Below are 22,036 nucleotides of genomic sequence, written 5' to 3'. Positions count from 1 at the left end.
ATACCTCCTCCATCTCCCATCCTATATGATCCATGTCACCACCAGCCCGGCGCTCGCCGAGAATATGGCCAGAACCGTTAGCCAGCCAGCGATGTTCATAAGACGTGAATTCACATGCTCGCCCATGATTGCCTTGTTGTTCGTCATGAGCAGCAGCAATAACAAGAGAGGTGGAGTAGAAAACCCCTGAACCACGCCGGACCATACCAGGGCTTTCATCGGATTTATGCCAACGAAGTTCATCGCGACCGCGACCAACGTTACCGCTGCGATGATGACGTAAAATCCCGGCGCCTCTCGGGCACCGGCGTTCAGGCTGCCCTTGATGCCGATTGACTGGGCGAGGTCATAGGCGGCCCCCGTCGTCATGACGGGAACTGCCAGAAATCCGACCGCTATGATTCCAGCGGCAAACAAATACCCGGCTGCCTGCCCGGCGATTGGCTTTAGCGCTTCGGCCGCCTGCGCGGCCGTCTGGATATCCGTATGCCCCTGAACATGCAGCGTCGCGCCGGTCGCCATAATAATGAAGTACATGACCAGGTTGGAGAACGTCATGCCCACAAGGATTTCCTTGCGGGACCGAGCCAGTTTCGAGCTGCTGACGCCTCGTCTAGCTTTCACCGAAATCTTTCCGTCGGCGATTTTTTCCTCGACCTCTTCATTGGATTGCCAAGTGTAGAGATACGCCGACAGCGTGGTGCCGATGATCGCCACGATGATCGAAAGAAATTCCTCGTTGAATTCGATGGATGGAATGAGCGAGCCCTTAAGAACGGCCATCCAGTCCGGTTTCGCCAATATAGCCGCGCCTGCATAAGCCAGCAGGCTAAGGGCCAGCCAGCGGAAAATGCGGCGAATGAGGATATAGGAGCCCACCACCTGTAGACAGAGCAGAATGACCGCCATCATGGCAACGATAAGGGGAACGGAAAGCGGCACGAAAAGGTTGACGGCCGCTGCCATTCCGCCCAAGTCGGCAGCGGCCTCGATCGTATTGCCGATAACGACTCCGGCCAACGCCAGATAAAGAAACCATCGGGGATAATTGTCGTGGATGACTTGAAACAGTCCACGTCCGGTTACCTGCCCGAGTTTCGACGAAAGGTACACGACCGTGAACATCATCGGCAGCGTAACGGGCGCGGTCCATAGCATCCCGAGACCGAAGCGTGCTCCGGCGCTGGCATAGGTGCCGATTGCGGAGGGATCGTCGTCAGCCGCTCCAGAAATGAGACCGCGGCCGAGCAGGCTCACTCCTTCATGACGTTGCCTGGTGGGGGATCCATCGCTCTCCTGGTGCTTCATTGCGAGACTTTCCGGACACGCTCGGTCATGACCGGGGAGCGTCTAGGGGTTGTCAGTTCGCTATGAAACAATCGCATGAAAGATGTCATTTCCGCCTAAGTGGCGAAACCGGCGGAAGTTCCGTGCGACCAGCAAATACCTCTTACCCTTCCGATCTCGTGGAACTTTGCGGCTCTTTCGCAGTAAGGTTCGTTTCCAAAGAAAGGCTGCATCATGACAGGCAAAGAAACAAAGTCCGACGATCCGAACACTCCTTCCAGGAAAACGACATCGGACAATCCCGCTCCGATCCAGCAATCGAGTGAACAAGAGGGAATGGCCCCAACTGTCCTTGAAAAAGATCTGGTGACGCCGATTGGTAAATCGGGCGTGCGCATTTCCAGGAATGATCGGGGCAAGCCACGCGCAAAGGAATAGGACAGTATTCCGTACCGACCGGATGAAAATCTAGTAGGCTATTGCAGCGGAAAGCCATACGAAGCTGAGCATATATCCAGCCGTCAGCGAAATGCAGATCGCAAATAGAAGAGCGAAGCACTTCGGTGACATATTGAAGCTCCTTCACTGTATTTCTCTACTTGGCAAGCATTGCGATGCGGCGTCACGCAGCTTCGCCTGCATAATCCAGATACTTATGGCTGCATATTCATTAACTGATCCATCGGCATCATGTTTTGCTTCAGATGGTCCATGATCCAGATGGAACCGAGAACGATCAGCACGACGACCAGTATGCCGAATGCCAGTGCGAGGACGTTGTTGGTATTGTCGGGGCCTGTGGTGATATGCAGAAAGAACACCAGATGCACGCCCATTTGTGCAATTGCGAGGACGATAAGCGCTACCGGAATTGCCGGCCCGTAAACAATGTTGGAAGTGGCCAGCAAGAAGGAAGCAGCCGTCAGAATGATAGAAAATCCCAGGCCCAAGTTTGCGTTCAGCACCCAGTGGCCGCTTTCTTCCGGTGGCTCGTCGCCGGGCGCATGATCATCCCGCAAATTTTGTCGGTTATCATATACGTCCGTGTCGGTGTCGGAGATACTCATCAGTGAACTCCCATCAGATAGACGATCGTGAAAATGCCGATCCAGACGATGTCGAGTGCATGCCAGAAGAGATTGAAACAGATCAATCGATGGATGATCTCGCGGCGAAATCCTTTTATGAAAACCTGGGCCATCATCGTGGCCAGCCAGACGCCGCCGAGCGTGACGTGCAAGCCATGCAGTCCGACCAGCCCATAGAAGGAAGTAAGCATTGCGCTGCGCTGCGGCGTGAAGCCGCGATCGGCGAGCTCGACGAATTCCCACAGTTCAAGAAGAACGAATATCAATCCCAGCAGGCCTGTCAGAAACAGAAAGATGAGCGTCCACAGCCTGTTGCGTGCATTCGTCGCCGCAAATGACAGCATGCAGGTGTAACTCGACAATAGCAGCGCCGCCGTCTCGAATCCCACGCGCTGCACGTCGACGATATCGGCAATCGCCGGCCCGCCTGCCGTCGCTCCCCTTTGCACGGCGAATGCAGCAAAGAAACACGAGAAAATGATGATGTCGCTCAGCAGATAGATCCAGAAGCCGTAGCCGACAAGAATCCGCCTGTCGGCAGGACCGGTAGCGCCCTGACCAGTTCCCACCGCGGGCTCCCCCGAGCCGTGAGCACGGTGGCCCAGACGATGCGGGTCTTCACGAACGCGCCGTATGGTTTCGACGCTCGCCGGCAAGCCGGTATCGGTCATGGCAATGCTCCCTGTTCGGACATGCGCGCAAGCATCGCCTCGCGAGCGGAGCGCCGGACGCGATCGACGCGCGCGACCTCGTCGGCCGAAACCTCGAATTCATGAACGTCGCGCCATGCGAAGACCACGAAGCCGATGAAGGCCGCCACGAGCGCCACGATGGCAAGCCACCAGATGTACCAGATCATCGCGAAACCGAACACCGTGGCGAAAAAGGCCGTATAGATCCCAACCGGGCTGTTCACCGGCATCTCGATCGGCTCGTAATCCGGTTCAGGCGAGAGTTGCTGTGATTCCACGGCGCGAAGTTTGATACCCCAATAGGCCTCCTCACCCTCGACATTCGGCATGACGGCGAAGTTGAAAAACGGCGGCGGCGACGGGGTTGCCCATTCAAGAGAACGACCATCCCACGGATCTCCGGTGACATCCCGCAGCTTTTCCCGTTCGCGAATGCTGACCACCAATTGAATGACCTGCGCGATGACCCCCAGGATTAGAATGCCGACACCGGCGACGGAGACATAGAGCCAGGGCGCCCATTCAGGAACGTCGATGTGCTGCAGCCGCCGTGTCATCCCATCAAGTCCGAGAACGTAAAGAGGCGTGAACGTCACCCAAAATCCAACGAAAGCCAGCCAGAAGGCTGCTTTGCCCCAACCTGCATGGAGCCGGAAACCGAATGCTTTCGGAAACCAGAATTCCATGCCCGCGAAAACGCCGAACACGACGCCACCAATGATGACATTGTGAAAATGCGCCACCAGAAACATGGAATTATGCGTCAGGAAGTCCGCTGGTGGTATGGCGAGCAGGACACCTGTCAACCCGCCTATGATGAAGGTGAAGATGAAGCCCATTGACCAAAGCATCGGCACTTCGAAACGAACCCTTCCGCCATACATCGTAAAGATCCAGTTGTAGATTTTGACGCCGGTGCCGACGGCAATGATGCTGGAGGAGATGCCGAAGAAGGTGTTGACCGCGGCGCCGGCCCCCATTGTGAAGAAGTGGTGCAGCCATACCAGCATCGAAACGATGCAAATGAACATCGTCGCCGCGACCATGGAGCGGTAGCCAAATAGCGGCTTGCCGGAAAAGGTCGAAAAGACTTCGGAAAAGATGCCGAAGGCAGGCAGGACGAGGATGTAGACTTCCGGATGGCCCCACGCCCATATCAGGTTCACAAACATCATCGGATTCCCGCCCGCCGTATTTGTGAAATAATGCCATCCGACATAGCGATCGAGCGTCAGCATCGCGAGCGTTGCCGTCAGGATCGGGAAGGCTGCCACGATCAGCAGACAAGAAGCTAGCGCGGTCCAGCAAAAGACCGGCATTCGGAGATAGCTCATGCCCCGGCACCGCATTTTCAATATCGTCGTGACGATATTGATACCGGTTATCAGGGTTCCGATGCCGGAAATCTGCACGGCCCAAAGATAGTAGTCGACGCCCACGCCTGGCGTATAGCTCGTCTCGCTGAGGGGCGGGTATGGCAGCCATCCGGTGCGGGCGAACTCGCCGATGAAGAGCGACACATTGACGAGGAGCGCGCCGCTGGCGGTCAGCCAGAACCCAACCGAGTTGAATGTCGGGAAGGCAACGTCGCGGACGCCAAGCTGCAGCGGCACGAGGAAATTCATGAATCCCAGCCCTAGCGGCATGGCGCCGAACAGGATCATGATTGTTCCATGCGCGGTGAAGATCTGATTATAATGTTCTGGCGGCAAATAACCGGGGGCATCGATCGCGACTGCCTGCTGGGTGCGCATCATGATGGCATCGGCAAAGCCGCGGATGAGCATGACGACACCGAGCAGACAATACATGATGCCGATACGCTTGTGATCGACGCTTGTGATCCACTCTCGCCACAAATAGGGCCACCATCTTCTTACGGTGACCAGAATCAAGACCGCAGCTGCGATGAGGATAACGGCGATGGATGTGATCAGCGGGATCGGCTGAGACAAGGGAATCGCCGAAAGCCCGAGTTTTCCCAACATGTTCAATCCTTTCCCCCGGTGGAAGTCTCGCGACCCGCATGTTGTCGGGACTCGGCCTCTGGACCGGGGCCTGGCGGAATCGTCTGTTGAACGATGGCATTGAAAAGCTCGGGATCCGCCAAGCGGTAGGTCGCAGGCTGGACGCGCTCGCTCTGCTGTAAGAGCTTGCCATAGACATCCCGATCGAGGGGAAGATCGGTTGCCTGAGCGCTCTTCATCCAGGTTTCAAACTCGGCATCCGGGACGCTTTTGACCTCGAACTGCATGTCCGAGAAACCGTCACCGGAAAATTGGGCGGATATGCCCCGCAGGCGAGCGGATTCATCCGACTGGAGGTGCAGTTGCGAGATCATGCCAGGCATGGCGTAGATCATCGATCCAAGCCGAGGCACGAAGAACGCGTTGAAAACACTTGCAGACGTGATCGAAAAGTGCACCGGCGTGCCGGTCGGAATCACGACCTGATTGACGGTAGCAATCCCGTTTTTCGGATAGATGAAAAGCCATTTCCAATCGAGCGATACGACCTGCACCTCGACAGGCGGCTTGCTCGACGATAGCGGCCTGAACGGGTCGAGCCTGTGCGACCCGATCCAGATCAGGCCGCCGATGAACATGATCGTCAGGATCGGAATTGACCAGACGACCGCCTCGATCCGTCCGGAATAGGACCAATACGGAAGATATTCCGCTCGGGGATTCGAGGCGCGATAACGCCATGCCATCCAGAACGCCAGCAGGATGGTCGGAACCACGATGGCAAGCATGATTACGGTCGCGTTGATCAGAATTGCAGCATCACCGGCACCCACGGGACCAACCGGATTCAATACCGCTAGGGAACATGAGGAGAGGCCAAAACTCAACAGGCCAAAAGCTGTGCTGCGCCATATGCGAGCGGATGCCGATTTTGGATTTTCCAAGCCGCTCATTCTGGATCGTCCTCTCCGTTGCGGCTCACCGAACTTGCAACGTCAGGCATTGTTCCATCCAAAATGTCGTCTTGCCGCGTTCAGCGCGCCGCCGTTTTCGCAGCGCTCTGAATTCTGGCTTCAGGTCAAATGATCAGCGATCGATTTGCGTCGGAAGAATCGTATCGACAGACACCTCACCTTCCAGCACGCCGCGTTTGAGGTCGGTTCGGCCTCGAGCAATCTCGATCACGGTATAAAGCTTATCATCGCGAAATGCGCTCGCATTGCTGGTCGTCACATCTTCGGCAGGGGCCGCATCGACTTCCATAAAATCAAGCTCATTGCTCGCCGCCACGATGCGCGCGTCGCCTGCAGTCCTGGCTGCCACGACAACCGTGCCATGATTGGGGGCGTTGTCCCAATGCGGATCTTCCGGAGCGGCGATGGGTTCCAAACGGTAGATATTCAGCACCTCCCCGACATCGGTTCCTGTAGCAATGGTTGCCGCATCCCGAAGCTGGCTCTTGCTCTCGACTGATCGCCCGAAAGTTGTCCTACTGGTTGCATTATTGACATCGTCGGTGCCTGTTCTCGAAACATTCGACATGACATTCCTCGTTGTTTCCTGCATCGGTTCCATAACTGCCACGCAATCGACTTGGTTCCCGCTTTCAAGGCCTAGCGCCGTGCCTTAATCGCTGGGCTCGGGAAGGAGCCCGAAAGGAAGCGATGTACGAGCTCTCTCCGCGATTGCATTTTCGGCCAGAGCGGCGCTTCTTTTTAGCTCACGTTTTGTTCACTCCATTCTTGGCAGCAAGAAGTTTTCCCGCTCATCTGCGGCACCTTTATCGCCAATGCGCGTTGAGCGATGGCAAACTCGGCTTCTGGCCGCGGGATCGTCACATTCTCTTTGCCAACTCTTGGCCAAATGGCGTTAACGGAGGGAAACGACAATGGAATTGAAGCCGTGGACGGTTCAATCATCGCGGCAGATCCTAAAGGATCGGTGGATCGACGTAAGGGCCGATGATTGCGTAACCAGCGAAGGTCACTCGATCTCTCCCTACTACGTTCTTTCATATCCTGACTGGGTGCACGTCGTTGCAATCGGTGACGACAGCTCCGTCCTGTTGCTGGAACAGTACCGCCATGGGCTCGGTATCGTATCGCTCGAAGTACCCGGTGGCGGAATTGATGCTGGCGAAACACCTTTGGAAGCCGGCAAGCGTGAACTTCTTGAAGAGACCGGCTTTGAGGCTCGCCATTGGCAATATTGTGGGCGCCTTGCACCCAATCCAGCCATGCAAACCAACTATAGCCACATCGTTTTAGCGACCGGGCTGATGGAGAGCCAAGCGCCGATGAATGATCCTTCAGAACGTGTCATACTGCGTCAGCTGCCTTTGACGGAGGCGGTAAACAAAGCCCTCACAGGTGGAATCTGCCAAGCCATTCACACCTCTGCCCTGCTGCTTGCCCTTGCGCAAGGAAACCTTTTGAAAATCACCACTTAGGCACGGAACCAATGGAAGGGACATGCGCGATTGACAATCGATAATCTTTAGAGCCCGCCGCCCACAAACGGAACGGATAGTCCGATGGGCAGTTTTACGAGAGCACGATCTTTCGCGCTCCGTGGAATTGGTCGATAGAACCATGCGCATTCTGATTTGGCTGTGCCTGGCCGCCTTGCTGGCCGTCCCTGTGATCTGGTTCGTGACAGACCCTGCCATGCCTTTTACAGCTGGTGATCCTCGCCTTCAAGACAACGGCGATCCGGTGCGGGGCCAGCTTATATTCGCCGCCGGCGACTGCGCGTCCTGCCACGCCACCCCAGGCCAGAAGGATCGTCTGAAATTGGGCGGCGGTCTCGCACTTGCATCGCCCTTCGGCACATTTCGTGCACCCAATATTTCATCCGATCCCGTTGATGGCATCGGAAAATGGAGCACCGTCGATCTCGCTAACGCCTTGATTGGCGGTGTTTCGCCGCGACATCAGCACTACTATCCGGTATTTCCCTATCCCAGCTATACGGGCATGCGGCTCGAGGACATCAGCGATCTAAGGGCCTATCTGAGGACATTGGCTCCGGTTTCCGGCCGCCCCCCCGCGCATGATCTGTTCTTCCCATTCCGCATGCGCCGCCTGCTGGGTTTTTGGAAATTGCTGTTCTTCCATGAAGGGCAGACGCAAGGACCCGCCAGCACCGATCCTGCCGTGGCTCGTGGCCGCTATCTGGTCGAGACCCTGGGCCACTGTGCAGAATGTCACTCATCGCGCAATATGTTCGGTGCGATAAAGCCCGAAACACGGTTTGCCGGCGGCACCGATCCTGAAGACACGGGCTTCGTTCCCAATATCACGCCGAGCCGGATCGGAAATTGGTCCGAAGCCGACATCGCGGAAATGCTGAAGAGCGGCAATACGCCGAATCATGGCCGCGTCGGCTCGTCCATGGCCGAGGTCGTCACCAACATGGCGATGCTGCCGCAGAGCGATCGCGATGCCATCGCGCGCTACATCAAGAGCCTGCCTCCTCGACCGACGCCGCATCCTTAAATGGGATTAGTGAGTGTAGAGATAGGCGGCGAGATCGCGTGCCTCGGCTTGCGAAATCCCTGTTTTCGGCATCGCCGAGTTGGGTGAGAAATCCTGTGGCGACACGATCCAATGAACGAGATTATCGCCCGTATTATTGACGACGCCGGCGATGTAGACCCGTTTTTGAAGACCCACCAAAGTCCCGCCTACCTGACCATCCGCGCCGGCGATTCCAGGGATTTCATGGCATCCGGTGCAGCCGTATCGACGAAAGATCGGTGGTGCTCGGGAGGGATCGCCGCCTCCGGTCAGCACGCGCGCGACCTGCAATCGCTGCTGCGAAGTCTTTGCCCAGTTTACGCCGATCACAGTGCAAAGTACTGCAATGGCTGCCGCACCCAGCCAGATACCGCGGTATCTATAATGGGCGGATGTGCTGAACATCGTCCGCTCCCCTACCGGCATTTGCTATCCATAGCGCTGCCATTGCGAGCGCAGCACCGGCGTAAATCGTCCCGGCTGGAATCCACATGACTATCCCGGCGAGCTGCTGATCCTCGAGCGGCGTAAGGCCCCATGTTTCCGCAGCATGCGTCTGCGCGACATAAAGGACGCGTGGCGCCAGCGCCATCAGCGCACCGAGCGCTCCTGTGTGCAGCATGGTTAGGAACAGATGCCACGCCGCCACGCCGCGATTGCTGCGCCAGAAGATCGACCACCAGAACAGGATAGCGGTGGCAAAGAAGCTCAGATGCTGGAGGCGATGCAGCGTGACATCGCCGACGGCGGCATCGAACAGGATCGGCGCATGCCAGGCCCATAGGGCGACGGCATGCAACAGGGTGGCATTGGTTCCTCCGCTCAGCCAGTGCCAGGTGATCAGCACGGAGCCCCGTCTCATCGCCCTTCCCGTCCAGCGCCTCAGCCGATCCGGCAGCCCCCATAGGAACGTGCCGGCCGGCTGCGCAATGACGATCATCGGAGCGGAAACCGCCATGATGATTTCGTGCTCGATCATGTGAAACGTAAAGAGCTGCTCTCCGAGCCAGTGCAACGGAGACAGCAGCGTACCGGCAAGCGTCAGCCAGCCAGCCCAATAGCAAAGGGCGCGCTTCGCCACGACGGATCGGCTCATTCGAGCGCGTCGCCTCAGCCTCCAGCAACCTCGGCCGTAAAGAAAAGCCGCGACCGCTAATGGTGTCACGATCCACGGGTCGATCGTCCAGACAGAATGAAAGAGATGCGCTTCCGCGCCATGTGCGGCAGCTTCCCGCCCCGTCAACAGCAGGATCATGAGGGCGGCTAATGCTCGCATACGTCCAAGAGCCACGCGGCTCCTCCCTGCAGGAAAAGCGCGAAGGCGAAAGCGAGCCCAACGAGGACACTGAGATGACGGAGGAACAGCCCCGTTCGCGCCTCCTCCGGCGTAGAACCGGCCTGCGGTATCGCCGCGCTCGCCAACACAAGCAGAATTGCGACGGAAGATGTCAGGACGGACCAATACGTATGCCGGCTGCAATCGACATAGGGGAGGAGCTGGCCAAGCTGGGTATTGCCGGCCCATACAAGCGGGGCAAGGATCAAACCGCCATATTTTGCCGCCGTGGTCATCATAGACGTGGCACCCAGTAAATGCATGCATATAAGGGAATCCACGCCACCACGACAAAGTTCCAGTACATGGCATTATCTTCGACATCGCCGAAGCGCCGCGGATTATCGGCATGCTTCGAAAACATCAAACCGGTCAGTACCAGCGTATCGATGAGATCGGTGACGATGTGGGTCGTATGAAGCCCCAGCATCGTCCAGATGATTGAGCCATAGGCGTTATCGTCCCAGCGTATGTTGAGGACGGCGAATTCGAAACCGCGCAAGATTAGCGGCACCGCCCCGAGTACCGACATGACGATAAGCCCGATCCGCACCTTGCGCAGATCTCTTTGCCGCGCCCATCTGGATAGGAGAATGTTGGGTACGACGCTCGCGAGTAATATCGCGGTCAGGGTCGTGCCGGGAACGAGGCCGGGCGCCGGCGCGTCGATCGGCCAGTGCGGGGCGAGGCTCATCAGGTAGAAATAGACTGCGATCGCCAATGCGAAGCCGGACCCTTCGATGAGCATGAAGGCGCAGGTGCCCCACCAGGTCGGGCTTGCCCTCCCCATGCCGTGGGGCGGCAGCCTTGAAACGTCGAGGACGACGCGCTCCTTCATGATTCATCCTCCGGTGTCTGCTTCGGCCAGAACCACCCGGTCAACGTGATCCCGATCGGAATCGATCCCCATATGACTGCCCAAGGCGAGAAGATCGACCAGATCAACATCACCGTGGTGGCGAGAGCTGCCAGGAGCGGCCAGATCGAATTTCCAGGCGAGGACTCGCTTGCTTCGGGTTGCGCCTCGACGACGCTGCTGACGATCAATTCGCGCCGATCAGTGCGCAGCCCGCCCGCCACCGTAAGTTCTTCCGGCTGCGACCACAGCGGATCGCGAGCGCCGACTACGGGAATACGGCGAAAATTGAAGCATGGCGGCGGCGACGATGTCGCCCATTCGAGCGTCGAGGCACCCCAGGGGTTTTCGCCTGCGATCTGCCCGAACCGAGTGCTGCGGATGACATCGACGAAAAAAACGAGGAATCCCAGCGAAAGGATAAGCGCGCTGAAGCTTACGAACATATTCATCCCGGCCCAGGGCATTTCCGGCTGATAGGTGTAGATGCGCCGCGGCATGCCCTCGAGCCCGAGAATATGCATGGGAAAGAATGTCAGATTGAAGCCGGCAAAGATCAGCGCGAATGCCCAGCGACCGAGCGTCTCGCTCATCATCCGCCCGCTTATCTTGGGAAACCAGTAATAAATAGCACCGAGCAAGGGAAACACGGCGCCGCCGACCAGGACGTAATGGAAATGTGCGACGACGAAATAGGTGTCGTGTACTTGGGTATTGAACGGCACCGAGGCGACCATCACCCCGGTCAGACCGCCGATGACAAAGGTTACGATGAAACCGAGAACGAACAACAGCGGTGTCTTCAAGACCGGCCGTCCGCTCCATACTGTCGCCAGCCAGCAAAATATCTGGATGCCGGCGGGAATAGCGATCGCCATGCTGGAGGCGGTGAAGAAGCTTTCGCCGAGCTTCGGCAGGCCGACGACGAACATGTGATGCACCCAAAGGCCGAACGCCAGGATCCCCGTGGCGATCAGCGCCATGACGAGCGGAAGATAGCCAAATACGGGCCGGCGCGAGAAGGTCGCTATTATCGTCGACACCATGCCGACAGCTGGCAGGAAGATGATATAGACCTCGGGATGGCCGAAGAACCAGAACAGGTGCTGCCATAGCAGTGCATCGCCGCCCTCTGCGGGATTGTAGAAATGTGTTCCGACCAGGCGATCGAGGATCAGCGTCGAGCTGGCGAGCATGATCGCTGGCATGGCCATGATGACGAGAAAGGCCGTGACGAGCATCGACCAGACGAACAGCGGAATGCGGTCGAGCGACATACCAGGCGCACGCTGCTTGAAGACGGTGACGACGATTTCCACCGCAACGGCCAAAGCCGCAACTTCCGTGAAAGTGATCATCTGCGCCCAAAGGTCGGCGCGCTTGCCCGCACCATATTGCGGTCCAGACAAGGGCACGTAGGCAAACCATCCGACGTCGGGCGCAGTATCGAGCGCAAACGAGATCCATAACAACAGACCGCCGGCCAGATAGATCCAATAGGAAAAGGCATTCAAGCGCGGGAAGGCGATATTGCGGGTGCCGACCATCAGCGGCACGAGATAGACCGCCATGGCTTCCATGACCGGCACGGCAAACAGGAACATCATGTTTGAGCCATGCATGGTGAAAATCTGATTGTAGCGGTCCGGACCGATGAAGCGTGCTTCCGGCTGCGCCAATTGCAGCCGCATCGCGAGCGCAAGCAGCCCGCCCATGGCGAGAAAGACGAATGCGGTGGCGATGTAGCGGCGGCCGATGATCTTGTGATCGACTGTCGTGAGAGCACCCCAGACACCGGCCGGTGTCCTCCAGGTCTGCGCGAGCCGCCGTTCGAGCTCGTCATCGCCGAACATCAAATCCGTCGGTTGTGCGGGTTTGTTGTCGTTCGTCATTTGAGGCTTTCCATATAGGCGGAAAGCTGCCGCAACTCGTCACTGGAGAGCGGAACCATCGGCATGTTGTTCCCCGGTTTCAGTGTCTGCGGATCGGCAATCCAGGCGGCAAGCGAACCGCGGGTATTGTCGAGCAACCCTGCCGCAATCGTCTGGCGACTTCCGACATGCGTCAGATCCGGCCCCGTCGATCCCGATGCCTCGGTTCCGCGTATGGTATGGCAGGCCGCACAGGGCTTGCGCATGAAGAGAGCCTTGCCGGCTGTCGCCTCCGGATCGGCCGACGATACGCTACTGGCCCTCTGGGCGGCAGCCCAGCGCTGATAGGCGGCCATGTCCTCCGCGATGACGAACAGTGCCATGTGACTGTGCTGAAGCCCGCAGAATTCCGCGCATTGACCGCGATAAACACCTGGCCGCTCCGCTCGTATGGTTATGACGTTCTGCCGGCCGGGAATGAGGTCGCGCTTACCGGCTAGGCTCGGTACCCAGAAGGAATGAATGACATCCGAGCTTTCGAGCTCGATGCGAATATCCACACCGACCGGGATATGCATCTCGTTGGCCGTCTGAAAGGACTTGGCCGGATCGACATCATCGTAGATGAATTGCCACCACCATTGCTGGCCGCGAACCTTGATCGCCAGAGTGGCATCCTTGGACATGCCGAGGCCGCGCGTTGCATAGAAGCTTGCAATCGTCAAACCGGCGATGATGACAACGGTCGCCGCGACAGCCGCCGTCACCAGCTTGCCCATCCGCCGCTCGCCCTCGGAGCTTGGACTTTCCCGCGGCGTCCTAGCGCGCAGCAATGCGAGGACCAGCACGATCATGACCAGAGCCCACACAGCGCAGCAGACGACCACGATCCCGATGATGAGATGCTTGAGCTGAACGGCCGCGGCTCCCTCAGCATTCAGGGCCGACTGAGCGCCGTTGCATCCTGCAATCAGGATGGCCGACACGAACAGGACAACGGCAGCGCCCGCTTTCAATGGGACGGCTCCTGTACAGCGTTCGGTCCGACAGGGCCTTCGTCGAACAGGATTGCCGCCGGCGCTCGGTTTTCCGCTGGGCGGGTCTGCTTGTCGTCATTGCGGCTCGGCGCGGTGATCTTGGCCTTATATGCGCCGATCGTCTGGACGTAGCCTGCGAGCTGCCAGATCTCGTCAATCGTCATCTTGTCGCGAAAAGCCGGCATTCCATGCGGACGGCCGTCGCGGATGGAGGCTGCGATCGACACCATCTCCGGACCATAGAGCCACCAGCCATCCAGGAAAGAAGGGCCTCTTCCGCCACGCCCGTCGCCATGGCATGCCCCGCAACCGAACCAGGAATAGAGCCGTTTGCCCTGGCTGAGATCGTAAGCGGTGGTCTCATAAGGTTTGCCGAGGGCAAAATAGATTTCCGGCGGAGTGCCACTGATACCGTTCGGCATCAGGCGCAGCTCGTCCAAGGCGGCTCCGACGGTGGGATCGGTTCGATATTGTCGCCCTTCTCGCGCCTCGCCGATGAGCGCGGCCGCGCCGAGATTCACCAGAAAAGCGACGGCTATGAATGCGCGATCAAAGAATTCTCTACTTACCTCCCACGGCATGGCTGATGTTCCAACCTGTTCGGGCTTCAATGAACGGGAGCAGCGCCAGAGCGGACAAGGCGCACGGGCAAAAGCTTGTAGGAGGGTGTCTTTGCCTTGGCGTCATGATGGCTCAACGGAAACAGCGGGTTGGCTTCCGGGTAGTAGGCACAGCAACAACCTTCAGGCATGTCATAGGCAACAATGGTGAACCCTGTAACCCGCCGCTCCGTTTCCCGATCGATCGCGGTCACCAGATCGACGGCCTCGCCATTGCTGAAACCCAGACGTCCTATATCGTTTGTGTTGACGAAGACGACCCGCCTGGTTCCTTCGATGCCGCGATAGCGGTCGCTAAAGCCATAAATCGTCGTGTTGAACTGATCGTTAGAGCGCAACGTCGCGAGATGAAGGACATCGTCGCTTTGCGCATCGAGCGAAAACTCCGGAAACAGGCGGTCAGGTGTAATGAAATTGGCCTTGCCGTTGGGGGTCACCCATTTGCGCTCCCGCGCGGGCAATGGCCTTGGAATGCCGCCGGGGTGGAACATGCGCTCGTTGAAGTCCTTGAACGTCTCCGGATAGGTTTGCTCGATGGCGTCGCGAATAGTCGAATAGTCAGCAACCCAGCGGTCCCATGGCACCACACCCTTGGTCAGCGTCGCCTTTGCCATCCCGGCGATAATTGCTGGCTCGGAAAGCAATTCCGGACTGGCGGGCTTGGCTCTTCCACGCGAGCCGTGAAAATGCGCAACCGAGCTTTCCATCGAAACGGCCTGCGGGCCGCTCGCCTGTTCATCGATTTCGATGCGGCCGAGACACGGCAGGAGATAGGCGATTTCGCCATGAATGACGTGGCTGCGATTGAGCTTGGTGGCGATCTGGACGGTCAGGCGCAGCTTCCTCCATGCATTCTCGATTGCAACGGTTTCAGGAATGGCTCGCAGAAAATTTCCGCCGAGGCTGACGAACGCCCGCGACTCGCCTTCAAGAATCGCTTTGCATGTTTCGACCGTGGTGTGGCCGATCCATTCCGGCGGCTCGAACCGATAAAGTGCAGCCAGCTTGTCCAGCGGCACGAGGCCCGGCTTTTCCGTGATCCCCACCGTGCGCTGGCCCTGAACATTCGAATGGCCACGGACTGCGCAGATATTGGCTCCCGGCTTACCGATATTGCCGCGCAGAAGCGCGAGGTTGACGACCATATGTACGTTTTGGACACCCATGACATGCTGCGTAAGGCCCATGCCATAAACCATGAGAACCGCATTCGAGTTGGCATAGGTCGAAGCAGCCTGCTGCATCTGAGCCCGCGTCAGGCCCGAGACACGCTCCAGCTCGGCCCAATCGTAATTTCGCGCCGCGGCCGCGAACTCCTCGAAGCCCGCGGTATGTTGGCGGATGAAATCGTGGTCAAGGACATGCTTCTTGTCGGCGGCGGCAATCGCTGCGGCAAAGGCGACCGTTCCGGCATCGGAGGGATCGTCCGGTATAGCATCGCTTCCCGCGACCTTGCTGCTACCGGATGCCTTCAGAGCATCGTCGGCCTCGATGAGCGCCTTGCACACACCGAAAAGCGCGGCGATATCGCCGCCGTTCTTGACCTGATAGTATTCCGAGGAAATCGGCGCTTCCTTGCCGGTGAGCATCTGCCCGGGCATCTGAGGATTGATGAAACGCTGCAGCCCCGGCTCGTGAAGTGGGTTGAAGGTGACGATCTTGACGCCCCGGTTGACCGCATCCTGCAGGTCGTGAAGCATTCTCGGCGAGGACGTGCCAACGTTCTGCGCAAGATAGAAGATGCAGTCGCAATTTTGGAAATCGGACAGAATGGCCGTACCGATCGAAGCGCCGATGCTTTCCGGCAGGGCGACGGATGTGCTTTCGTGGCACATGTTCGACGAATCCGGCAGATGATTGCTGCCGTATATGCGCGCGAATAATTGATACATGTAAGCCGTTTCGAGCGACGCGCGTCCGGACGTATAGAAATCAACCTGCTCTGGGGACAGCGCCCTCAATTCGCGGCCGATCTCCTCAAAAGCCACATGCCAGGTTATGGGTACGTATTTGTCCTTTTCGGCATCCCAGCGCATGGGATGCGTCAGACGCCCTTGCTCCTCGAGATCATGATCGGGCCACGTTTCAAGTTCGGCGAGCGTATGTGCCGCAAAGAAAGCACGATCCGCGCGTCGGTTCGTGGCCTCCCAACTGGTGGCCTTGGCACCATTTTCGCAGAACTCCAACGGATGAGGCTTGGCAGGCTTGCCCCACGCACAACTGACACACATGTAGCCATCCGGCTTGTTCTGATGCGCCAGAAGGGATGGGCCCGCGATCGGAATATGCTCCCGAAGAAGAATGCCACTCACCGACTTTGCAGAACCCCACCCACCTGCTGCGGGTTTGCCGGGTGTTTTCGGTGGCTCGTTTCTCGGTTGGGTAGCCATGATGAAGATCCTCGATTTCCCACAAAGAACCAACGACAAGCTTTTCTGTTCCCTAGCGCCGTGCCGGCGACGACGGGCATGGCATCAGTCGGGATTGCCGCTAGAGATCGATGAGCGCGTAAGGCTTGCCGGTAGGTTTCTCGATGTGGGCGGCGACATTGAAAACCGGTGCTCCTGCGGGGGTCCGGCCCTCATAACTGCCCCGATGCGCATGTCCATGGACGACCGCATCCACCTTGAAGCGATCGATCGTTTCGGCAAGACGCGATGAGCCGAGAAAGGGAAAGATTTCCGGCGGTTCGCCGACGACTGTCTCTGTGATCGGCGCATAGTGCAGAACCACCATGGAGCGGCTGGCCCGAACCTGACGCATGGCGTTTTCCAGCCGCATGGTTTCATCGACGCTTTCAGCGACCATCGCCTTGATGGCGGGCTCTCCGAAGGAACTCAGCATGTAGCGTCCAAACCCTCCGGCAAAGCCTTTCACGCCGACGAAGCCAACTCCGTCGATCTCTACTGCTCGGCCGTTCAAAAGCTTCACGCCGACCTCCGTGAGAATGGACGTTACCTCCTCGACGGCACCGCTTTCATAATCATGATTGCCGAGCACCGCCACCACCGGAACCGTGCAGTTGCGCAGGTCTGCGGCAAGCAATTCGGCCTCTTTCGGCTTGCCGAGGTCGGTCAGATCGCCGGCGATGACCAAGACATCGGCGACCGAACAAATATCGGCAAAAAGCGCCTTATAGGATTGCTCCCGATCTTCCTTGACATGAAGATCTGCGACGGCGGCGACTCTCAATTTTCGTCGTTGATCATTGGCCATCGTCAACTCTCCTCTTCGTCGCGCCATTCGCCGTCGCCGCTTACGTCGGCAAAACCCCATTCCTTCACGTCAATTTCAAAATCGATACGAGAATACATCCGGCCGCGGCATATCTTCGTCTGTGGCAAAGGCAGGTCACGCTGAGCGCTTAACCGGTCGAGTAGCTCGTCCATCAGCCAGTCCGGAATTTTGTCGCGCTCGGAAGGATAGATCCAGCGGAAGTTGAGAAGATGGATCAGCAACACTTCCCAATTTACCTCGAGATATTCCAACAGCTTACGCCAATTGACCTTGTCGTGTGCCTTCAGGATCACATGGGCGACGTCGGCGCCGTCATAGCGATGCCGCAGCTGAACGAAGCATTTCGACCAGATTAACTCGGTTGCCCCAGCGATGCGGACAGAGCAATCGCACATCTGGAACCGGCGGGCGTCCTCGAACCAGTTATCGTTTACAGGCATTGCTCCATCAGGGGATGCAAAGATCACATCGAAGAAGTGCCGCCCCTTGGAGATCTTCCCTAGCCAGCGCTCATCTATCACCTCTACCGAATAGCCATGACTCTGAAAATTCGAGAGAATCCGCAGAAAATCGCCTGCCTTGCAGAAAATATCGCAATCCTTCGTTTCGCGCGAAATTCCCGTGTAGGCGCTGACCGCGTAAGTGCCCGCGACAAGGAACGGGACCCGGGACTCAACGAGATCCTTGATAACACTCGCAACGAAGGCTTCAGCATCTGGATCGGTTAACCTAGGCACCGCCTTCGCTTCCATCGGCGAATTATCCCTGGTGCTTAAATCCATATTCGCGGGAGCATTCATTTGATCACCGCCTCGCTGAAGACATATCGACTTGAACACCGTCGACGGGCGGTTGTTCCATTGCCCATTTAAGACAGATGTTGATACGCCGCTGAGCGCATGGACAACGGATCATCAGTGATGGGCATTCGCGAACTGATTTGTCCCTTCAAACGTATTGCTGTGGTCGAGGTGCTAGGCCGTCCGCTCGGTAAAAGTTCCATGGACAGTACCAGCCGTCACTGCGTTGGAACTCACCCGGCTCTATTCGATTATATGAGGATATATGAGGAAAACGGAGTTTGGGCGGGACGCCACGAGGACTCTGCTGTGAAACTGTTCATCATCGCCCTTTTCTTAGTCTCCTTAACCTCCTGCTCGGATGGACAGCAACAGCGCGAACGAAAAATTCGTGATGTGCTCTCATGGAGCGCGACCGCGGAGATGGTCTTGGACGCGCGAACGAAAATGCTCGTATCGAATAGTTTTGCCATCCTGACGATAGAGCGGTGTACAAAGGAGATCGGCTCTCTATCGAAGGAGCTCCCGACATTCCCAGAGAATCTGGCTGCCCTCGCCGGCCGGTTGAACATGATCACCGGTTCAGCGCATCGCGAGCTCATCAATGGCCGGACGGATGGGCTTTCCCAACATCTTCGCGATTTGCGAAGCCTCGAAAGCGAGTTAAGAGCTAAATCAGGAGCAGCAGATTGAAGAAATTGCTGCAGGTATCGCTTGGCATCATCACAAGCATCGGCGGTTTTCTTGAAACGGGAAATATCGCAACTTCCAGCCAAGCTGGAGCAGCCTATGGCTATACTCCCCTTTGGGCTATTGTGCTCGGTACGATCTGTGTGATTTTTCTCGTCGAAATGTCGGGGCGTTTCGCAATCGCGAGCCATTATACGATTGTCGACGGAATTCGGGACCGCTTCGGCTCCAACATTTTTCTTCTGACTATATCCATAGTCTTCGTCGTCAATCTTCTCGTTCTTGCAGCCGAGATCGGCGGCATCTCGCTTGCGCTGCAATTCCTGACCGGAGTGAAATTTCCGTGGTGGTCGTTGCCGGTGACATTTATGGCCTGGTTGCTGCTTTGGCGAGGCACATTCGGCCTTATCGAAAATGGCATATCGGCTTTAGGACTTTTGGCGCTTTCTTTCGTCGTCGCCGTGTTCGTCATGGATCCGCCATGGGGTGAAATTGCGAAGGGCCTTCTGCCGACCCTGCCCAGTAAAGATCCGCTACACTATAGCTTCATCGTCGTCGGGATATTGGGCGCTGTCATTTCTCCCTATCTCTTTTACTTCTATTCCTCGGGCGCCCTCGAAGACGAATGGGACAAGAGTTACTTTGGCGCCAATCGCGCGATCGCGATCCTTGGCATGAGTTTTGGCGCGATCATTACCGCCGCTGTCATGGTATCGGCTGCAATGATTTATCCCTCTAGCGGGATTGAAGACATTGAAGGATATGAGCAGATTGCCATGATCCTCACGCCCGCCTTTGGAAAATGGGGACTTTACCTCTTTGCAATCTCGCTCGGGATTACATGTTTGGGCGCGACCCTCGAAGTGAGCCTGGCACAGGCCTATCTGGTCGCACAGGGCTTCGGATGGAATTGGTCTGAAAACATGAAGCCGAAAGAAAATCCCGCTTTTTGCCTCGTCTACACAGCCTGCCTTATGATTGCCGTGATCCCAATCGTCATCGGTGTAGATCCGCTTCGGATCACCATCTTTTCGATGGCCCTCTCAGCTCTCAGCCTGCCGTTCGGCGTGGTTCCCTTCCTTATCCTGATGAACGATCCGACCTATGTGGGAAAGCATAGAAACGGGTGGATAAGCAATGCCGCGGTCATCTTTATCGTTGCGATGGCTTTCGTGCTTTCAATTGTAACTACCCCTCTGGAAATCCTGGGAGGCTGACATGTATCTTGCGCGCGACGTTCTGGATAAGCAGGTGGTCGATCGCAGACAGGCTCGTATTGGAAAGGTCGATGGGATCGTGCTTACGACCGAAAACGACGGCCGGCTCAAGATCAGCTTTCTCGAAATGGGCCACTTGACGCTGATGCGAAGGCTGAGCCCACGCCTATATCGCTGGCTGCTTGCCCTTTCCCAACAGGCGCGGGCGGGACGCGATCGATGCCCCTATCGGATCCCATGGTCGAAAATCACTGATGCGGGCGTCGACATTCAAGTTGATATCGACGACAGCGACACACCTCTAGAACAGACGCAGGAATGGTTGAGGCAACATATTCTCAGGCGCATCCCGGGAGGGCTGTCATGACGGAGATTCATCTGGAGCTTCTGCTTGGAATGAAGGTCCATGATTTAAATGGTAAGCCGATCGCACGCTTGGAAGAGATCAAAGCGGAAGCTGCGGAGGAAGATTTCTTCGTTGTCGAATATCACCTCGGAGCTCTTGGCTTGCTCGAAAGACTGTCGGCAACGACGATCGGCAGCGTCATGCTGCGGCTCTTCGGATTCGCAGAGCGGCCGACCAGTTACATCGTTCCGTGGGACAAGCTCGATATAGGGAATTCCACTCATCTGAAACTCCGATGTACCGTCGCCGAACTCCGCACGAGCGCACCATGAGCGCACGCACATTGCTGATGAACCGTGTTTGCCATGCGCATCTACTTCATTCTGCAAGCCTTTAGAAGTTCGCTATTTTAGAAGGTAGCGACCTCTGTGACAGCATAGGCATCCATCGTTACTTCGGTTCGATAGGCGCGATACATCAGCCACTTCATTTCGGAGGAGAAGCGGACGATAAGAGGCGCCGGGCGCCCTCCATCCAGAGCGCTTCAGCTTTTCACGGAGTATCTGAAGCGCTCTATTTCTTTGTTTTTACGCAGTTCCGGACGGAAACCGCTCCGCACTTTCCCGGAATTGCTTTAGGCGGCCATGCGATGGCAACTGTCCGCACAGCGGCGGCAGGCGTTAACGCAATCCTGCATGTCACCGATCCGTTCGCAATCATCCGCGCATTGGGCGCAGATTTCCGCGCATTCACGACAAACGTGGCGATGATGTTCAGAGCTTATCAGCATGAAGTGTGCAGCCGTCCGGCATATCTCGCTACAGGCCATCATCAGCTTGAAATGCGGCGGCCTGGTGTGCTCGCCTCCGGCCTCGAGACAGTGTCCCATCGCCGTCGACAGGCATTCGCCGTAGCAGGCGAGGCAGTCTTCGATGCAGCTCTTCATTTCGGCTGAAACTTGGTGCATTGGGAATCCTCCTTACTTGACTTCGCTGTCGAGCCAGCCGGTCATCTGTTTGATTTCCTTCGTCTGATCGTTAATGATCTTGCGAGCCTTTTGCCGCGCCAATTTATTATGGCCGTACTTGAGTTCGACCTGCGACATGCTGATCGCACCCATGTGATGAGCGATCATCCCGCAAAGGAAGGACACATCCGCGTCCTTCTTCATCATTCCCTGCATCATGTTGGAATTCATGCTCTTCATTCCGTCCATGGCCGCTTTCTGGTAGTCGGTCATGTTGCCAGGCATTTGCATGCCCCCCGACGGCATCTGCATCTCCTCGGATTTACATTTCTCCGGATAGGCCATCTGCGCCGCTGCGCCGGCGGGCTTCAGCGCGAAGGCTGCCATGGCGATGACCGCTGCACATGCGATCTTCTTGGTGATATTCATGTCGATCTCCTTCTGATTTGGTTCGATTTCTCTCAACCAAACGAAGATCGAGGCGGCGGATCCGGCTCCCTGATAAGG

At 57.1% G+C, this 22,036-nt stretch carries 25 protein-coding genes; 7 read left to right on the top strand and 18 right to left on the bottom strand.

Annotated features, from left to right (window positions below; translation table 11 throughout):
• Nucleotides 1-21: 21 nt before the first annotated feature.
• The gene (locus PH558_RS21850) at nucleotides 22-1,308 is read right to left on the bottom strand and encodes an NRAMP family divalent metal transporter (RefSeq protein ID WP_285206389.1); all 1,287 of its coding nucleotides are present in this window, start codon (nucleotides 1,306-1,308) and stop codon (nucleotides 22-24) included.
• A 213-nt stretch (nucleotides 1,309-1,521) separates the two neighbouring features.
• Here PH558_RS21850 and PH558_RS21845 point away from each other — a divergent pair, with 213 nt between their 5' ends.
• Nucleotides 1,522-1,725, top strand: coding sequence for a hypothetical protein (locus PH558_RS21845; protein WP_112303624.1), 204 nt, complete (start codon nucleotides 1,522-1,524; stop codon nucleotides 1,723-1,725).
• A 215-nt stretch (nucleotides 1,726-1,940) separates the two neighbouring features.
• Here the strand turns inward: PH558_RS21845 and cyoD are convergent, their stop codons facing one another.
• From cyoD to PH558_RS21820, 5 genes are all read right to left on the bottom strand, one after another.
• Nucleotides 1,941-2,354: a cytochrome o ubiquinol oxidase subunit IV gene (gene cyoD / locus PH558_RS21840; protein ID WP_285206388.1), complete on the bottom strand. Its 414-nt coding sequence runs from the start codon at nucleotides 2,352-2,354 to the stop codon at nucleotides 1,941-1,943.
• A complete protein-coding gene (locus tag PH558_RS21835) occupies nucleotides 2,354-3,046 on the bottom strand; it encodes a cytochrome c oxidase subunit 3 (RefSeq protein ID WP_285206387.1) in 693 nt (230 codons plus the stop codon). The genes cyoD and PH558_RS21835 overlap by 1 nt, the downstream gene beginning before the upstream one ends.
• Entirely contained in the window at nucleotides 3,043-5,055 is a 2,013-nt protein-coding gene (locus PH558_RS21830; protein ID WP_285206385.1) for a cbb3-type cytochrome c oxidase subunit I, read from the bottom strand. The genes PH558_RS21835 and PH558_RS21830 overlap by 4 nt, the downstream gene beginning before the upstream one ends.
• A gap of 2 nt (nucleotides 5,056-5,057) precedes the next feature.
• Nucleotides 5,058-5,987 (bottom strand): ubiquinol oxidase subunit II, encoded by a 930-nt coding sequence (cyoA, locus tag PH558_RS21825; RefSeq protein ID WP_095438879.1) that lies wholly within the window; start codon nucleotides 5,985-5,987, stop codon nucleotides 5,058-5,060.
• A 133-nt stretch (nucleotides 5,988-6,120) separates the two neighbouring features.
• Nucleotides 6,121-6,576, bottom strand: coding sequence for a hypothetical protein (locus PH558_RS21820; RefSeq protein WP_095439019.1), 456 nt, complete (start codon nucleotides 6,574-6,576; stop codon nucleotides 6,121-6,123).
• A 346-nt stretch (nucleotides 6,577-6,922) separates the two neighbouring features.
• Between PH558_RS21820 and PH558_RS21815 the strand changes: the two genes are divergently transcribed.
• Entirely contained in the window at nucleotides 6,923-7,483 is a 561-nt protein-coding gene (locus PH558_RS21815) for an NUDIX hydrolase (protein ID WP_095438878.1), read from the top strand.
• 142 nt (nucleotides 7,484-7,625) lie between these two features.
• Nucleotides 7,626-8,531, top strand: coding sequence for a c-type cytochrome (locus tag PH558_RS21810; RefSeq protein WP_285206384.1), 906 nt, complete (start codon nucleotides 7,626-7,628; stop codon nucleotides 8,529-8,531).
• Between the two features lie 6 nt (nucleotides 8,532-8,537).
• Here the strand turns inward: PH558_RS21810 and PH558_RS21805 are convergent, their stop codons facing one another.
• The 10 genes from PH558_RS21805 to PH558_RS21760 form a co-directional block, all read right to left on the bottom strand.
• Complete coding sequence (locus PH558_RS21805) at nucleotides 8,538-8,957, bottom strand: c-type cytochrome (protein ID WP_095438876.1); 420 nt, start codon at nucleotides 8,955-8,957, stop codon at nucleotides 8,538-8,540.
• A complete protein-coding gene (locus tag PH558_RS21800) occupies nucleotides 8,932-9,807 on the bottom strand; it encodes a cytochrome c oxidase assembly protein (protein WP_483314178.1) in 876 nt (291 codons plus the stop codon). Before PH558_RS21800 ends, PH558_RS21805 begins: the two co-directional genes overlap by 26 nt.
• An 8-nt stretch (nucleotides 9,808-9,815) precedes the next feature.
• Nucleotides 9,816-10,127, bottom strand: coding sequence for a hypothetical protein (locus PH558_RS21795; RefSeq protein ID WP_285206383.1), 312 nt, complete (start codon nucleotides 10,125-10,127; stop codon nucleotides 9,816-9,818).
• Nucleotides 10,124-10,726: a cytochrome c oxidase subunit 3 gene (locus tag PH558_RS21790; RefSeq protein WP_285206382.1), complete on the bottom strand. Its 603-nt coding sequence runs from the start codon at nucleotides 10,724-10,726 to the stop codon at nucleotides 10,124-10,126. The genes PH558_RS21795 and PH558_RS21790 overlap by 4 nt, the downstream gene beginning before the upstream one ends.
• A complete protein-coding gene (gene ctaD, locus PH558_RS21785) occupies nucleotides 10,723-12,636 on the bottom strand; it encodes a cytochrome c oxidase subunit I (protein WP_285206381.1) in 1,914 nt (637 codons plus the stop codon). Before ctaD ends, PH558_RS21790 begins: the two co-directional genes overlap by 4 nt.
• A complete protein-coding gene (coxB, locus tag PH558_RS21780; RefSeq protein WP_285206380.1) occupies nucleotides 12,633-13,631 on the bottom strand; it encodes a cytochrome c oxidase subunit II in 999 nt (332 codons plus the stop codon). The genes ctaD and coxB overlap by 4 nt, the downstream gene beginning before the upstream one ends.
• The gene (locus PH558_RS21775) at nucleotides 13,628-14,233 is read right to left on the bottom strand and encodes a c-type cytochrome (protein ID WP_285206379.1); all 606 of its coding nucleotides are present in this window, start codon (nucleotides 14,231-14,233) and stop codon (nucleotides 13,628-13,630) included. The genes coxB and PH558_RS21775 overlap by 4 nt, the downstream gene beginning before the upstream one ends.
• Before the next feature lie 26 nt (nucleotides 14,234-14,259).
• Nucleotides 14,260-16,662, bottom strand: a complete 2,403-nt coding sequence (locus PH558_RS21770; protein ID WP_285206378.1) for an FdhF/YdeP family oxidoreductase — start codon at nucleotides 16,660-16,662, stop codon at nucleotides 14,260-14,262.
• 100 nt (nucleotides 16,663-16,762) lie between these two features.
• Nucleotides 16,763-17,488, bottom strand: a complete 726-nt coding sequence (locus tag PH558_RS21765) for a metallophosphoesterase family protein (protein ID WP_095438868.1) — start codon at nucleotides 17,486-17,488, stop codon at nucleotides 16,763-16,765.
• 2 nt (nucleotides 17,489-17,490) lie between these two features.
• Complete coding sequence (locus PH558_RS21760; RefSeq protein ID WP_244575465.1) at nucleotides 17,491-18,309, bottom strand: hypothetical protein; 819 nt, start codon at nucleotides 18,307-18,309, stop codon at nucleotides 17,491-17,493.
• A 120-nt stretch (nucleotides 18,310-18,429) separates the two neighbouring features.
• On the opposite strand from PH558_RS21760, the gene PH558_RS21755 reads away from it, so the two are divergent.
• The 4 genes from PH558_RS21755 to PH558_RS21740 are packed head-to-tail and all read left to right on the top strand — an operon-like array spanning nucleotide 18,430 to nucleotide 20,894.
• Nucleotides 18,430-19,002, top strand: coding sequence for a hypothetical protein (locus PH558_RS21755; RefSeq protein ID WP_285206376.1), 573 nt, complete (start codon nucleotides 18,430-18,432; stop codon nucleotides 19,000-19,002).
• A complete protein-coding gene (locus tag PH558_RS21750; RefSeq protein ID WP_095438865.1) occupies nucleotides 18,999-20,216 on the top strand; it encodes an Nramp family divalent metal transporter in 1,218 nt (405 codons plus the stop codon). Before PH558_RS21755 ends, PH558_RS21750 begins: the two co-directional genes overlap by 4 nt.
• A gap of 1 nt (nucleotide 20,217) precedes the next feature.
• Nucleotides 20,218-20,583 carry a hypothetical protein gene (locus PH558_RS21745; RefSeq protein WP_285206375.1) on the top strand — a complete coding sequence of 122 codons (366 nt, stop codon included), beginning with the start codon at nucleotides 20,218-20,220 and terminating at the stop codon, nucleotides 20,581-20,583.
• The gene (locus PH558_RS21740; RefSeq protein WP_095438863.1) at nucleotides 20,580-20,894 is read left to right on the top strand and encodes a hypothetical protein; all 315 of its coding nucleotides are present in this window, start codon (nucleotides 20,580-20,582) and stop codon (nucleotides 20,892-20,894) included. The genes PH558_RS21745 and PH558_RS21740 overlap by 4 nt, the downstream gene beginning before the upstream one ends.
• 302 nt (nucleotides 20,895-21,196) lie before the next feature.
• Here the strand turns inward: PH558_RS21740 and PH558_RS21735 are convergent, their stop codons facing one another.
• The gene (locus tag PH558_RS21735; RefSeq protein WP_285206374.1) at nucleotides 21,197-21,529 is read right to left on the bottom strand and encodes a four-helix bundle copper-binding protein; all 333 of its coding nucleotides are present in this window, start codon (nucleotides 21,527-21,529) and stop codon (nucleotides 21,197-21,199) included.
• A gap of 12 nt (nucleotides 21,530-21,541) precedes the next feature.
• Nucleotides 21,542-21,958, bottom strand: coding sequence for a DUF305 domain-containing protein (locus PH558_RS21730; RefSeq protein ID WP_285206552.1), 417 nt, complete (start codon nucleotides 21,956-21,958; stop codon nucleotides 21,542-21,544).
• Nucleotides 21,959-22,036 lie beyond the last annotated feature (78 nt).

Source organism: Rhizobium pantanalense (assembly GCF_030182525.1).
Classification (GTDB): Bacteria; Pseudomonadota; Alphaproteobacteria; order Rhizobiales; family Rhizobiaceae; genus Rhizobium.
This window is presented reverse-complemented; position numbering and strand designations above follow the sequence as displayed.